The organism is Symmachiella dynata (genome assembly GCF_007747995.1).
GTDB classification, from domain to species: Bacteria; Planctomycetota; Planctomycetia; order Planctomycetales; family Planctomycetaceae; genus Symmachiella; species Symmachiella dynata.
Map to the genome: position 1 here is coordinate 3,353,201 of NZ_CP036276.1, position 12,252 is coordinate 3,365,452.

Consider the following 12,252-nt stretch of genomic DNA (forward strand, 5'->3'; position numbering starts at 1 on the left):
AGGAGCCACTTTGTGGACTGCATGGTCGCAACGCCGGTATCACTTGCACGCAATCTGCAAAATTCGATGGCACCAGTCAAAGTTTGCTCCGTGCGGAACTGCCATCAGTGTTCCGGTATAAGCGTGGGCATACCCGATCCCCCGTCCAGCACCCTTGATGGTCTTCGCGTTTTATGCGACGCTGATTCTGGCGGGCGACCAATTTAAGGTACCGGCTATTTCCCAACGTGCGAAAGACTCAGTCAGCAGGATTACAGGCACACGTTCCTTTTCAATGTGAGAAAATGATGACGACCGAGTGGCTGGCCGACGACGCACACCAAGCATTCCGCGAGTTTTGCGCTTCCCTTAAGCCAAACGAGGATTTGAACGAAGCGAATACCCGGGCGCGCCTAATCGACGAGATATTGTTCACAGTCTTACGGTGGGATAAACATGACGTTTTGCATGAGAGGTACGTTAAGGACGTTGGTTATCTGGACTACGAGTTTGATAGGCCCCAATGCTCGCTCATTCTAGAGGCGAAGCGTGAGGGAAAGACGTTTGTCCTTCCCGGTCAAAACTATCCCGCTGAGCCGGTCCCATTTGGCCTCATTGCAACTGAGTGCAAGGAAGCCGCCGCAGCTCTAACGCAGGCTCAGAGCTATGCCAATCAGCGCGGAGCTCGCTATTCCGCCATTTCAAATGGCCATCAGTGGCTGCTTACCATGACATTTGTCCCGAACCAGTCTGTTGAAGATCGGCTAATTTATGTCTTTGAATCGTTAGACGCTATTAAGTCGCACAAGTTCCGAAAGTTTTTCGAGTGTTTCAGCCCTATTTGCATCCGGGCGAACTTACCCAGCCAGCTACTTCTGGACGCCCGCCGCGCCCCCGCTCCGGCGAAGTTGTCCGCAAGAATCAATGGTTACCCCATCGCTGCCGACCGCAATGTCTTGTCGCACGCAGTCGGTGGGGTGCTGCAACTTATTTGGGATGCAATTGACGGTGATCAAGACAATGAAATGTTCTTGCGCAACTGTTACATTCCGTCCGAGCCATCCGAGGATATGTTGCAAATCGCCCACACGTTGCTTACTCAGCGCGCATCAACTGATGAGCAACTAGCTGCCGCCGCAATTAAACCCGCAACGCGAAAGTCCGTGCTGGCCCGTCAAGAACGATCTGATCGCGAACAACCTGTGGTGATTCTCGGTCGGATCGGCCATGGAAAATCCACATTTCTGAAGTACCTGCGTCACGTTGCAGCAAAGGACATTTTGTCCAAGAAATACTTGCAAATCGACTTGAACTTCTTGCGTACTCCCGCGACGGCTGCCGAAGTGCCCAGCTTTATTATGGGGCAGGTTCAAGAACAACTGAAGACATACAAGATCAAATTTGCCGAGGACTCTTTTGTGCGGCGAGTCCTGAAGCCGGAACTGATAGATTTCCACAAGTCACCGCGCGGCGTCTTGCTGAAAGAGAAACCCGACGAACTTGCAGAGGCCGAAGTGACGTTCCTTGAGTCGTTCACGAATGAGCCCGAAAGATACATGGCCCATGTGATGAAATTCATTCGCCGCTCCCACCACAAGTCGGTGGCCGTATTTTTCGACAATTTAGACCGTCGCGGTGACGACATTCAGGAACAGGCATTCTTGCGTGCGGCAGCTATGGCTAACGATTGGGGCATTCTTGTATTCGTCTGTCTACGACCAGGCACCATGCAGCGATCAAGTGCCTCCGGCGTATTGGACACAATGTCACCGCGAACGTTGGTGATCCCGCAGCCTAACATTGGAATCGTCCTTAGAAAGCGGTTCCAGTACGCAAGCCAATACGCCGCCCGAACCCTCCCCCTCGAAGCCTACACACATGAGCGGTTTGATGACGAGACGGAAAGGCAACTGCCTGAGGCGTCGAGTTTCTTCCGCATGTGCGACCAGTCAATTCACCGCAATCCGGCGCTTGCGAAACAGTACGAAGCTGTGTCGAACGGGAATATCCGCAAGGTAATGGACTACGTGAGGAAGGTGATAACCAGCCAGCATCTCAACACACACAAAATCATTCAAATTCTAAACAGTTCGAGGGAGTATACGCTCGCGGCCCACGAGACTCTACGGGCGATGATATACGGTCCATTTATCCATTTCGAGCCGAACGCATCCCTCTTCACGAATCTATTTGACATATGGCACGCGGACCCAGCAGAACATTTTTCGCGCGTCCTGCTGCTCGATTATTGCCAGCGGCACGCGAATAGCGTCGCCAAATATGGCTTCATTCCGGTTACAACGCTTCACAATTATATGGCGGCCATCGGCTACTCAGCGAACCACGTTACAGACACGTTATCGCTTTTGGTGAATCGCGATTGCCTCGAAGGGCAGGACGAGTATCGGGACCGCGAGACAGAAACGCCCGTGCTCGGAGAGGATGTGCGAATCACGAGCCTAGGCAGTTTCCACATCACAACATTGGTGCGTACTTTTCTGTATATGGATGCCGTGACGGTAGACACGCCGATCCTTGAAGACGAGACTCGCGCCTCGATTAAAGATTCGCAAGACATACGTGACCGTCTAAAACGCGCGAGGATATTTTCTGGGTACCTCGGTCGGCAAGTAGAACATTTAACCGACACTGATGTCCGCAGAGTGTTATCTGACATCTTTTCAGCGGTCGCCAACGACATTACGGACATTGAGGAAGGTTCGAAGACGAACTAGCAATCACCGGGGGCGGTCGCTTTCACCTCCGTCGACGACCTCCCTCGGCCGGGCTTGGCAGAAAAGTAGGCTCTCACATGGCTATTCAGCTGTTCTATCAAAGCGGGGGCCGGCCGTCAGGTCCGGTTGATTCGAAGGAACTGCGCCGGCTGGCTGAAGCTGGCATCGTCACACCCAACACGTTGGTACGTAAGGGCGCTAGTGGCCGCTGGGTACGCGCCGAGAACGTCCGGGGTTTATTCCAGCGATCCACGCCCGCGCCTTCGCTTTCGCTTGGCGCGTCTACGCCGGTACCGCAGTCCGGCGAGCTAGTCAAAGAGGAAGGCGAAAAGTGGAGTTTCAAGAACGGGGAAAAAGAATTCGGTCCCTATGACATTGAGGGTCTCCGCGATGCAGCGGAAAAGAGATGGATGGATGTGAATACCCTGATTCGACAAGAGCCTGATGGCGAGTGGATCTCGGCACTAACGACAGGACTTATCCCGACATCGTTGCTTCGCAGAAACACACCGGGCACCCCTTGGTCTGCCAAGCATCTGCTGCTGGGTTTCCTTGGGCTGTTTCTGATTGCTTTTGCTGGCGCGGTGGCCCGTGACTTGACGCGCAGTTTTCTACGAGACGGACACTCGCCACCTGGCGTGCGCCAGATTCTGAAGCACGCGATTGAGAGAACGGCAGTCCGTTCTTCCGCGTTGCGGTCAGTCGGATACGACCAGGAGCAACAAGTTCTAGAGATCGAGTTCACCAACGGAGCCGTGTACCAGTATTTCGACGTGCCGGTCGAAGTCTACCGCGGGCTGATGGCGGCCGAGTCACATGGCCGGTACTTCAACCAAGCCGTGCGCAATGCGGGATACCGATACCAAAGAATGAACTGAAGCTATGTCGGCGATTTTAACGGTCCCCGATGCGATTGCGTTCTTGGTCGGGCCACGCTGTGGTACACTAGCGAAATCGGGACGGCTGACCGGGTTGCAAACCGGTGGCCAAGCGGACCCGGCAGCGGTCGCCTTCTCTGCCTTTCGGTGATTGCTGCTTGGTCCGGCCCGAATTGGAAAGGCAGGACATGGCAGACATTCTTGAGGAATATGGCACGCTTCGAAGCGAATTCATTGAAGCGGCGGTGAAGTACGAGGATGCAGGATACAAGACATTCATCGAGAGAACTGCCCGCAGCGAAGAAGGGTACAATGAAAGCGGCCGATATGATTGTGTTGCTTTGATAAAATGGCCGTGCAGGCCGTGGCGCAAGTGCTGGATTCTTGCTCCACTCAGCGGCACGAACGAAGAGCCCTTCTCTACCATGAAGACGCTCTTTAGTAAGGCGTGGCTATTGCTACCGAGAGTCATCGCGGAGCGGGTTGTAGTCACGGCTGAGTGGCAATTATCGCCACCAGCCGATTGTGGGCTATATTGGGCGCGTTCACACTATCAATATTGGTGTTGGCTACTCTGGTTCGATTGGCTCTGGCGATGCGGCGAGGTAGAAACTGAGGAACCGGAAGTCCAACCGGCGGGGATGGATTTGCAACCGTTTTCCTCATCAGCGGACCTGATCGCTCGATGGGGTCTCGACGGAGGCGCTGGCACGATTCCCGTGTGGCTTGCGCCCGCCAAGGCCCCCGAATCGCAGACGCCGGCGGCCAAGCGCCCGGAAGCAGAACACGAGGGCGACGACGCTGAAGGTCAAGTCGAATCGTGCAAAGGCAAGGAAGTGCGTCGAGGACGTGTTGGAGCGAAACACGACGAACGATTTGCAAATATTGAATCTGTTTATTTGCACGTAAAGGGAGAAGAGGAACTCCGTTCGAAAGAGTTCAACAAACTCAAGAAACGCATTCGGAATTGGTTAACCGGTGATGGTTGGAATAAACCATACAAAGACACCGGGAAACATTGGCGTGAGGACCTCAGTGAACGCCGACGCATCAAGCTCTGCACGATGCGAAGTTTTCTCTTAGAGCAATTCGATTGGCCGGAATGACGGTCGATTTCACCCGCCAAACTTGCACGAAAAGCGCCGCAAGAGTCTTGCACAAAAAAACTTTTTGTGCTGCGAAAAAATTCTGTTCTAAGTTTCGCAGTGTTTCTTGGTGCGAAATCGTCGCTTCTCTTGCACGAATTGCATAGCGACGAAAACGTTCTTTTCGTGCATTCTCGGATCAGTAGCTTGGGTGTGGTCTTGGATACCACATAACTCTTGATAGGAGCTACTGACATGAATGTTTCTCGTAAGGCGGTCATTTCCTCGTGGGCAGAAAAATTATTGTTGACGAGTCCCGAAGCTGCTGACGCCATGTCCATCAGTCAGAGAACGTTGTTCTCACTGACCAAATCCGGCGAGATTCCCTGCGTTCGCGTCGGTCGGAGTGTCCGCTATTGCGCCGACGACCTTCGGAACTGGATCGAACGTCAAAAGCAAGGAGTGCATTCGAAATGAACTCCAGGCCAAGACCTCAATTCCAAACTGTTGATGAATACATCGACCACGTTGACGCAGCGATTGCGGCTGGCGTGGAACCGTGGCCGCCAGCGACGATTACTGAACTCAAAGCCGTGTTCGATCACTTCCCGGACTACGCGAGGCGATGGCTGCCTGCACCGAAGATTCTTGTGTCGATCGGGCTGCCAGCCGATTTTGGGCGTGATCCCAAACCGCTGAGTGAGTCCTTCCAAGAACGAATCCTTGCCACTTTGGAGGTCGATGCTGAGTTCCGCGCGGCCGTTTCGTTGCTATTGAACGGCGGAGGTGCGAAATGACTCGGAAATCTCAACTTGCGGCACAAGCACAACAAAAACCGCGTCCGCGTTCCAAGTCGAAACCCAAGAAGGAATCCGACAACGGCCGGCAGGACTCACAGGCAACCAAGTTGGTCGAATTGGCGGAAGACGCTGGCGTGGAACTGTTTCATACTCCGGGTTCGGATGCTGATGGATACGCTTTAGTAGCGTTTGACGGCCATCGTGAAACGTGGCGGATTGGAACCAAGGCATTTCGCTTTTGGCTCAAGCGATTGTACTGGACGGCCAACAAAGCGGCGGCGAATTCACAGGCGATGCAGGATGCGATTGGCGTGTTGCGCGGCAAGGCGTTGTTCGACGGCGCGGAGTATCCTGTTTTTGTCCGGTTGGCGGAATTCGACGGCGCGATTTGGTTGGACTTGGCCGACGACGATTGGCGAGCGGTACGGATTGGCCAAGATAGCTGGGAAGTCGTCAGCAATCCGCCGGTAAGATTCGTCCGGCCTCGAGGAATGTCGGCACTTCCCGTACCCGAGCGCGGGGGAAACGTCGATGAATTGCGCCGATTCATCAACATCAATGACGATGCGGATTGGTTGCTGTTGCTCGCGTGGCTGCTTGCCGCACTTAGGCCGAATGGCCCTTTTCCTGTTTTGGGAATTCACGGCGAACAGGGAAGTGCAAAATCGACAGCCTGCCGGATGCTGCGCGGACTGGTCGATCCAAATGAAGCCGACTTGCGGAGCGGACCTCGCAACGAACAGGACTTGGTGATTGCCGCAACGAATGGCTGGATCGTAGCTCTTGAGAATCTTTCAAAAATCCCGGACTGGTTGAGCGATGCGCTCTGCCGCCTTGCAACCGGTGGTGGATTCGGAACTCGCGAATTGTACACGGATGGTGAGGAAAAGCTGTTCAGCGCGAAACGGCCGATGATGCTGAATGGCATTACCGAACTGGCAACACGGCCGGATTTGCTGGACCGTAGTATTCTCATTTCGCTGCCGCGAATTCCTGACGATAAGCGACGTAGCGAGGCTGGGCTATGGCGAGAATTCGACACGGCAAAACCACGAATACTTGGCGCACTGATGGACACTGTTTCAGCCGGGCTGGCAAATATCAATCACGTCGTCTTGGACTGTGAACCAAGAATGGCTGATTTCGCGGAATGGGGGGTTGCAGTCGAACCGGCATTGGATTGTGAACCGGGCGCGTTTCTGGCCGCCTACATGCGGAATCGCGAGACCGCGAACGAATCTGCTATCGAATCAAGCGTCATCGCCGAACCGTTGTTGTTGTTCCTTGACAACCGGAACGAATGGCAGGGAACGGCAACGGAACTGAAAATGGAACTTGAAGACATCGCAGACCAGCGGGTTGTAAAACAGAAGGGCTGGCCGAAACTTCCTCACTTTTTGTCCGGCGAAATGCGACGCATCGCACCGAACCTACGCCGAATAGGGTACGACGTCGAATTCAACAAGTCTGGCAGTCGTCGATTGATTCACATCACAAGAACAACCCCGCAAACGAGCGACCAGAGTGTCCCAAGCGACCCGTGTAGCGGAAATGGCCGTCCCCGTGCGTCCCACAAGCGTCCCAGTGCGTCCAGTTCAGCGACCGAAAACACCGAAGAAAACCCCGGCTTGGACGCTGTGGACGCAAAGGACGCTGATTTGCATGACTGTTCTGATGACCGGCTCGACTGGATCAATGAAGCGTTTCCATAGTAGTCAATCGCATTTCGCTCACGGCAGGAATGGAAAATAATGCTTGACTTTCCAGTAAGCATCGCCATAATGAGTGCACTTACTTCGCAAGCAAGCACAGGGAGTGGAAGGCATGAGCAAGGTTCTCGATGAAATCCGCAACGCCATCGAATCCAGCGGGACGTCGCGGTACGCCGTCAGCAAAGCAACAGGCATTCCCCAAGCACAATTGTCCCGGTTGATGGCCGGAACGTCCGGTTTGAGTATCGACAGTTTGGAGCGGCTGGCGGATTTTCTGGGGCTGGAAATCATCATACGTCGCAAGCAACGCAAACGGAGCAAGTAGAGAATGGCAAGCATCACGAGCGAATCGAATGGACGAAAGACGATCCAATTTGTCGGCGCGGACAGGAAACGCCGGTCAATCCGTTTGGGCAAGGCATCGCTGCGAACCGCTCAAGCAGTGAAGGCCAAGGTGGAACACTTAGTTGGGGCTGCCCTGTCGGGCCACGCCTTGGATGGTGAGACAGCCCGTTGGGTCGCAGACCTTGATTCTGTGATGACTGACAAGCTGGCGAATGTTGGGTTAATCCCGAAACGCGAACCCGTGGGGGCCGTTCGACTGGGGGAATTTGTCGACAGCTACATTGCCGGTCGAACGGATGCGAAGCCATCAACAGCCACGGTATGGCGACGTTCGCAAAAACATCTTGTCGCATTCTTCGGGGCTGACAGGGACATTCGCACAATCACAGCGGGCGAAGCGAAGGACTTCCGGCGCAAGCTGCTGCTGGGCCTCTCGGACAACACGGTGCGGCGGACGTGTGGCATTGCAAAGCAGTTTTGTGAGGATGCCGTCGATCGCGGCTTGATCGGCCGAAACCCATTCAAGCATCGCGACATTCCAACAGCCACAAGCGGCAATCCATCCCGCGAATTCTTCATCACTCGGGAGATGGCCGAAAAGGTGTTTGATGCCTGCCCCGATGCGCAATGGCGTCTGCTGTTCGCACTGAGCCGCTACGGGGGCCTACGATGCCCTTCCGAGCATCTTGCCCTACGTTGGGGTGACATCGACTGGGAACGCGGCAGAATCAATGTTAGTAGCTCGAAGACGGCGCATCATGTCGGCGGGGAGTCGCGAACGATCCCGCTGTTCCCCGAACTGCGGCCGTACCTCGATGAGTGTTACGAACTCGCCCAAGACGGCGAAGAATTCGTCATTACGCGGTATCGGGAAGCGAATTCGAACTTGCGGACGCAATTACTGCGGATCATCAAGCGGGCTGGTTTGAAGGGCTGGCCGAAGCTGTTCCAGAATCTCCGCAGCACGCGGGAAACCGAACTGGCCGAAGACTACCCGATGCATGTCGTCTGCGCGTGGTTGGGCAATTCTCAGCCCGTGGCAATGAAGCACTATCTGCAACTGACCGATGAGCACTTCGAAAAAGCGGTGCAGAATCCGGTGCAGCAAGTTGCCGTTTCGGGGCGTGGGGACTCGCAATCGGGACAGTCGGCCGACGACGAAACGCTAGTTTTGCAAGGCCGTGCGACCGAGTGCGACTACTTACCTGAAAGTCAAGTGGGCGATACAGGACTCGAACCTGTAACTTCTTCCGTGTAAAGGAAGCACGCTAACCAATTGCGTCAATCGCCCCGGTGAGCTGCGTCGGACAATCTAGGGAATCGATCCGGCGCTGTCAATGAATCTTGCCGATGAGCGAATCACTGAGTGGATTTCGTGGCAAATTGCGAAAAAATCGGCACTTACTGAACTTCTGTGATTTTTACGGCTTCTGCTATACTCGTCGTTGATTGGCGCGTCGGCGCCCCTGTATCAACATTGCGGAGACCTACACCAATATGGCCACGCCGTTTGCCGAAAGTGCACAGGGAGTGCGGCGATTGCATGCCGCCGTTGTGGAGTTGGAGCAGTCGACGCGGTTGTTGCAGTTGCCCCCACTCGACGGACGGGAGTGGTACGAACTGCTGACCCGCAAGTTGATGCCGCAGCTGGTTGGTGATCCCTACATCGTTGCCGCTGTCGTCGGCGGGACCAATATCGGCAAAAGTGTGGTGTTCAATCATCTGGCGGGATGCGACGCCAGTGCTACCAGTCCGCTTGCCTCGGGGACGAAACATCCCACTTGCCTGGTTCCCAAGGGGTTTTCGCAACGGCATGATCTTTCGGCCATTTTTCAAGGCTTCGTTGTCAAGGAGTGGACCGAAGCGGCGGCGCCGCTGCAAGAGGTGGCCGAACACCGGTTGTTTTGGCGGATGATTCCGGAATTGCCGGAGAATTTGCTGGTGCTCGATACACCTGACATCGATAGCGATGCAGAGGTCAATTGGCACCGTGCCGATTGCATTCGGCATTGCGCCGACGTGTTGATCGCTGTGCTGACGCAACAAAAATATAATGACGCCGCCGTCAAACAGTTTTTTCGCAAAGCGGCTGTCGAAGGCAAGGCGGTGATTGTTGTCTTCAATCAATGCCAACTCCCCGACGACGAACAGTATTGGCCGCTGTGGCTGGACACGTTTTGCCGCGAAACTGAGATCCAACCGGAATGCGTGTATCTGGCCCCGCACGACCGCGAAGCGGCGGAAAACGGGCGGTTGCCGTTTTTTATTCGCGAATTTCCGGTTCCGGACGAACCGTCGGCCGACCTTGGCGATGCCCGCGACCTCTCGGCGGAATTGTCTCAACTTCGTTTCGATGACATCAAATATCACACGCTGCAAACCTCGTTGTCCCGATTGTTGGACCCGCAACAGGGCGTGCCGGGTTATTTGGATGAAGTGCGGCTCAAAAGTCTCGACTTTCAATCAGCGGCCGAATTGTTTTCGTCGAATCAACTAGCCCGCATCGACGACTGGCCGCCTGTGCCGAATTCGTTGCTGGTGTATCACGTTCGCGACTGGTGGCGGGAACAGCGCGAGGGGTTTCCCCGTGCGGTGCACAATTTTTACAACACCGTCGGCCGCGGTGTCGTCGCACCGTTTCGCTGGGCGCGGAATCATATCGCTGGCGAACCGACCGATCCGCTGGAGGAATACCGCCGCCGGGAATGGAACACAATCGTCGAAGCCATCAGCCGTCTTTACGATGGATTGACACAACTGAGCCAATTCGGCAATGCCCTGCTGCAGCCGCGGTTGGAAAAAGTCTTGGCGGGAAAATCGCGTGAGGCATTGCTGGAGACTCTCTCGACTGAATACAAAGCACTCGATTTGGCGGAGGAGATGTCACAACTCGTCGCCGCACAGATGCATACCTTCCGCGACGACAGCCCGCAGATGTATGCGTTTTTAAAACGCCTGGACACTGTTGCCGCCGCAGCCCGGCCGATGACGTCGGTCGTATTTTTCTTTGCCGGCGGCCTACCGGTCGGCCAAGCAGTCTCGCCCTTGATGGGGGACGCGATGACACAAGCCGCCGTGCACATCGTGGGAGACATCGCCGGCGGGACCGGCGCTGTTGTGGTGGGCGAAGCGGCTGTGAGTGGTACGTCCGAAGGCCTGCGGTATCTGGAAAGCAAGTTCCGCCAACTCCAAGCCGGTTTCACCGCCCGGCGGGTGACTTGGTTCTCCGAACTACTGCGTGCGCATCTGCTCGGTTCGCTACAAGAAGAACTCCAATCCGCCGCCGACCTGCCGCATTCGGATTTGTTTGCCAGCGTGCAAGCGATTATTGAGGACTTGCGACGGCAACCGGTGGATGTGCGGGGTTAGATTTATGGAGAACATGAAGATAATGTTTCTCACAACATGATCCGTCATACTGCCCATTGTCACAGTATTGAAAACTGTAGCTATTGTCTTCACAGCAAACCGTTTGCCTCTTCGTAGGAGGGATTTTGGAGCTGTACCAGCGTTCGGAAGGAGACCGAAGATGGTTGCAATTAAGGATTCTTGTTACTTCGTTTCTTTGGCTGGCCAATTTCGAAACATGTCCATGGGCATGATGATTTTGGTTGCGTTCATGTCTTCCGCTCTGGAAAGGCCTGCGTTCGCCGACGATTCCACAGAAGCGGCAAAAACCTTGAAAGCTATGACCGCGCCTAACAGTTCGGTGACATCCCTCGCGTACTCCAGCGATGGCAGTTTACTGGCGGGTGGATCATTCGATGGCGGTGTGAGAGTTTGGGACGCAAGTACGGGAAAACTGTTACGGAATCTGACAAGCCATAAGTCAGCGGTCCGGGGCCTCGCCTTTGCTGCCGAGGGAACTATGTTATCATCCGGCAGTGACGACAAGACCGTGATTCTTTGGGATGCTCACACCGGAGACATATTGCACAAGCTTTCAGGCCTAGGGGGACAAATTCATTCTTTGGCGCTTACCACCAATGGCGAAACAGTGTGGTTCTTCAGCGACAAAATATCAGCCTACAACACAAACACCGGCAAGAAGATAGCAACAATCGATGCGGATATTGATCCCCGTGGATTCCCCCGCATCGATATATCGCCGGACGAGAAAACGTTGGTTATCACAAGTCTTGAGAAAGAGAAACGTATCGTTGCTCATCTATACGACATACGCACACGCCGCCGCATCCGCTCAATCAGCGAAGAAGGGGGCGGTTTCTTGGCGGTGAAGTTTTTACCCGACAATAAACACTTGGCCGGTTCCTTTTTCAGTCCTGAAGATGGAAAAAGTGTGCGCGTATATGACTTCGAGATAGGCGAATGTCAACAAGTACTGCGTCCGACGTCAGATGAGTTTTTTGCCATTGATGTATCTCCCGACGGCAAAATGCTCGCAAGTGGCGGAAATGGACCGTCTATTGAAGAGGATACTCGCCTTGGTCGCCAAACCCGTAGGCTAAGCAAATTTACCATATGGGATTTGGATTCCGGTAAAGCGCAATTGACTAACACAGGAATGCTCGGCCGCATCTCATCGCTTAGTTTCTCTCCGGACAATAAACGAATAGCCTACTGCGACGACGCAACGGTCACTGTAATTGATATTGAATCGGGTGATCCAGTTTGGAGTGGGCGCTATGGATTTTTCCCCAACTGATACCCCGCTTCGGCCATGCAGACGCTTGCCGTTTCTCGCCGAATTTGTCACA

General features: G+C 54.5%; 11 protein-coding genes and 1 tRNA gene. 11 read left to right on the forward strand and 1 reads right to left on the reverse strand.

The annotated features are described in order from the left end of the window. Nucleotides 1-284: 284 nt before the first annotated feature. The 9 genes from Mal52_RS12945 (at nucleotide 285) to Mal52_RS30490 (ending at nucleotide 8,792) form a co-directional block, all read left to right on the forward strand. Nucleotides 285-2,714 (forward strand): hypothetical protein, encoded by a 2,430-nt coding sequence (locus Mal52_RS12945; protein ID WP_145376631.1) that lies wholly within the window; start codon nucleotides 285-287, stop codon nucleotides 2,712-2,714. 77 nt (nucleotides 2,715-2,791) lie between these two features. Further along, on the forward strand, nucleotides 2,792-3,592 hold the full coding sequence (locus Mal52_RS12950) for a KTSC domain-containing protein (RefSeq protein WP_145376632.1): 801 nt from the start codon (nucleotides 2,792-2,794) through the stop codon (nucleotides 3,590-3,592). Between the two features lie 4 nt (nucleotides 3,593-3,596). Further along, on the forward strand, nucleotides 3,597-3,743 hold the full coding sequence (locus Mal52_RS29735; RefSeq protein ID WP_197534870.1) for a hypothetical protein: 147 nt from the start codon (nucleotides 3,597-3,599) through the stop codon (nucleotides 3,741-3,743). Between the two features lie 37 nt (nucleotides 3,744-3,780). Continuing rightward, on the forward strand, nucleotides 3,781-4,698 hold the full coding sequence (locus tag Mal52_RS12955) for a hypothetical protein (RefSeq protein ID WP_145376633.1): 918 nt from the start codon (nucleotides 3,781-3,783) through the stop codon (nucleotides 4,696-4,698). A gap of 234 nt (nucleotides 4,699-4,932) precedes the next feature. Continuing rightward, nucleotides 4,933-5,154, forward strand: coding sequence for a helix-turn-helix domain-containing protein (locus Mal52_RS12960; RefSeq protein ID WP_145376634.1), 222 nt, complete (start codon nucleotides 4,933-4,935; stop codon nucleotides 5,152-5,154). Further along, nucleotides 5,151-5,474: a hypothetical protein gene (locus tag Mal52_RS12965; RefSeq protein WP_145376635.1), complete on the forward strand. Its 324-nt coding sequence runs from the start codon at nucleotides 5,151-5,153 to the stop codon at nucleotides 5,472-5,474. The genes Mal52_RS12960 and Mal52_RS12965 overlap by 4 nt, the downstream gene beginning before the upstream one ends. Then, nucleotides 5,471-7,189, forward strand: coding sequence for a hypothetical protein (locus Mal52_RS12970; RefSeq protein WP_145376636.1), 1,719 nt, complete (start codon nucleotides 5,471-5,473; stop codon nucleotides 7,187-7,189). Before Mal52_RS12965 ends, Mal52_RS12970 begins: the two co-directional genes overlap by 4 nt. Before the next feature lie 112 nt (nucleotides 7,190-7,301). After that, nucleotides 7,302-7,514, forward strand: coding sequence for a helix-turn-helix domain-containing protein (locus tag Mal52_RS12975; RefSeq protein WP_145376637.1), 213 nt, complete (start codon nucleotides 7,302-7,304; stop codon nucleotides 7,512-7,514). Nucleotides 7,515-7,727: 213 nt separating this feature from the next. Then, nucleotides 7,728-8,792: a tyrosine-type recombinase/integrase gene (locus Mal52_RS30490; RefSeq protein WP_420824950.1), complete on the forward strand. Its 1,065-nt coding sequence runs from the start codon at nucleotides 7,728-7,730 to the stop codon at nucleotides 8,790-8,792. Here Mal52_RS30490 and Mal52_RS12985 read toward each other — a convergent pair. Further along, nucleotides 8,752-8,825, reverse strand: a tRNA-Val gene (locus Mal52_RS12985). The genes Mal52_RS30490 and Mal52_RS12985 overlap by 41 nt on opposite strands. Before the next feature lie 206 nt (nucleotides 8,826-9,031). On the opposite strand from Mal52_RS12985, the gene Mal52_RS12990 reads away from it, so the two are divergent. Both Mal52_RS12990 and Mal52_RS12995 read left to right on the forward strand, forming a co-directional pair. Continuing rightward, on the forward strand, nucleotides 9,032-10,903 hold the full coding sequence (locus tag Mal52_RS12990) for a GTPase domain-containing protein (protein WP_145376638.1): 1,872 nt from the start codon (nucleotides 9,032-9,034) through the stop codon (nucleotides 10,901-10,903). A 160-nt stretch (nucleotides 10,904-11,063) separates the two neighbouring features. Further along, complete coding sequence (locus tag Mal52_RS12995) at nucleotides 11,064-12,200, forward strand: WD40 repeat domain-containing protein (protein ID WP_145376639.1); 1,137 nt, start codon at nucleotides 11,064-11,066, stop codon at nucleotides 12,198-12,200. Nucleotides 12,201-12,252: the final 52 nt, after the last annotated feature.

Bases quoted from the DNA above. Each gene is read 5' to 3' on its own strand.
- Mal52_RS12965 (WP_145376635.1), top strand. From the start codon at position 5,151: ATGAACTCCAGGCCAAGACCTCAATTCCAAACTGTTGATGAATACATC.
- Mal52_RS12960 (WP_145376634.1), top strand. From the start codon at position 4,933: ATGAATGTTTCTCGTAAGGCGGTCATTTCCTCGTGGGCAGAAAAATTA.
- Mal52_RS12970 (WP_145376636.1), top strand. From the start codon at position 5,471: ATGACTCGGAAATCTCAACTTGCGGCACAAGCACAACAAAAACCGCGT.
- Mal52_RS12950 (WP_145376632.1), top strand. From the start codon at position 2,792: ATGGCTATTCAGCTGTTCTATCAAAGCGGGGGCCGGCCGTCAGGTCCG.
- Mal52_RS12945 (WP_145376631.1), top strand. From the start codon at position 285: ATGATGACGACCGAGTGGCTGGCCGACGACGCACACCAAGCATTCCGC.
- Mal52_RS12995 (WP_145376639.1), top strand. From the start codon at position 11,064: ATGGTTGCAATTAAGGATTCTTGTTACTTCGTTTCTTTGGCTGGCCAA.
- Mal52_RS12990 (WP_145376638.1), top strand. From the start codon at position 9,032: ATGGCCACGCCGTTTGCCGAAAGTGCACAGGGAGTGCGGCGATTGCAT.
- Mal52_RS29735 (WP_197534870.1), top strand. From the start codon at position 3,597: ATGTCGGCGATTTTAACGGTCCCCGATGCGATTGCGTTCTTGGTCGGG.
- Mal52_RS30490 (WP_420824950.1), top strand. From the start codon at position 7,728: ATGACTGACAAGCTGGCGAATGTTGGGTTAATCCCGAAACGCGAACCC.
- Mal52_RS12955 (WP_145376633.1), top strand. From the start codon at position 3,781: ATGGCAGACATTCTTGAGGAATATGGCACGCTTCGAAGCGAATTCATT.
- Mal52_RS12975 (WP_145376637.1), top strand. From the start codon at position 7,302: ATGAGCAAGGTTCTCGATGAAATCCGCAACGCCATCGAATCCAGCGGG.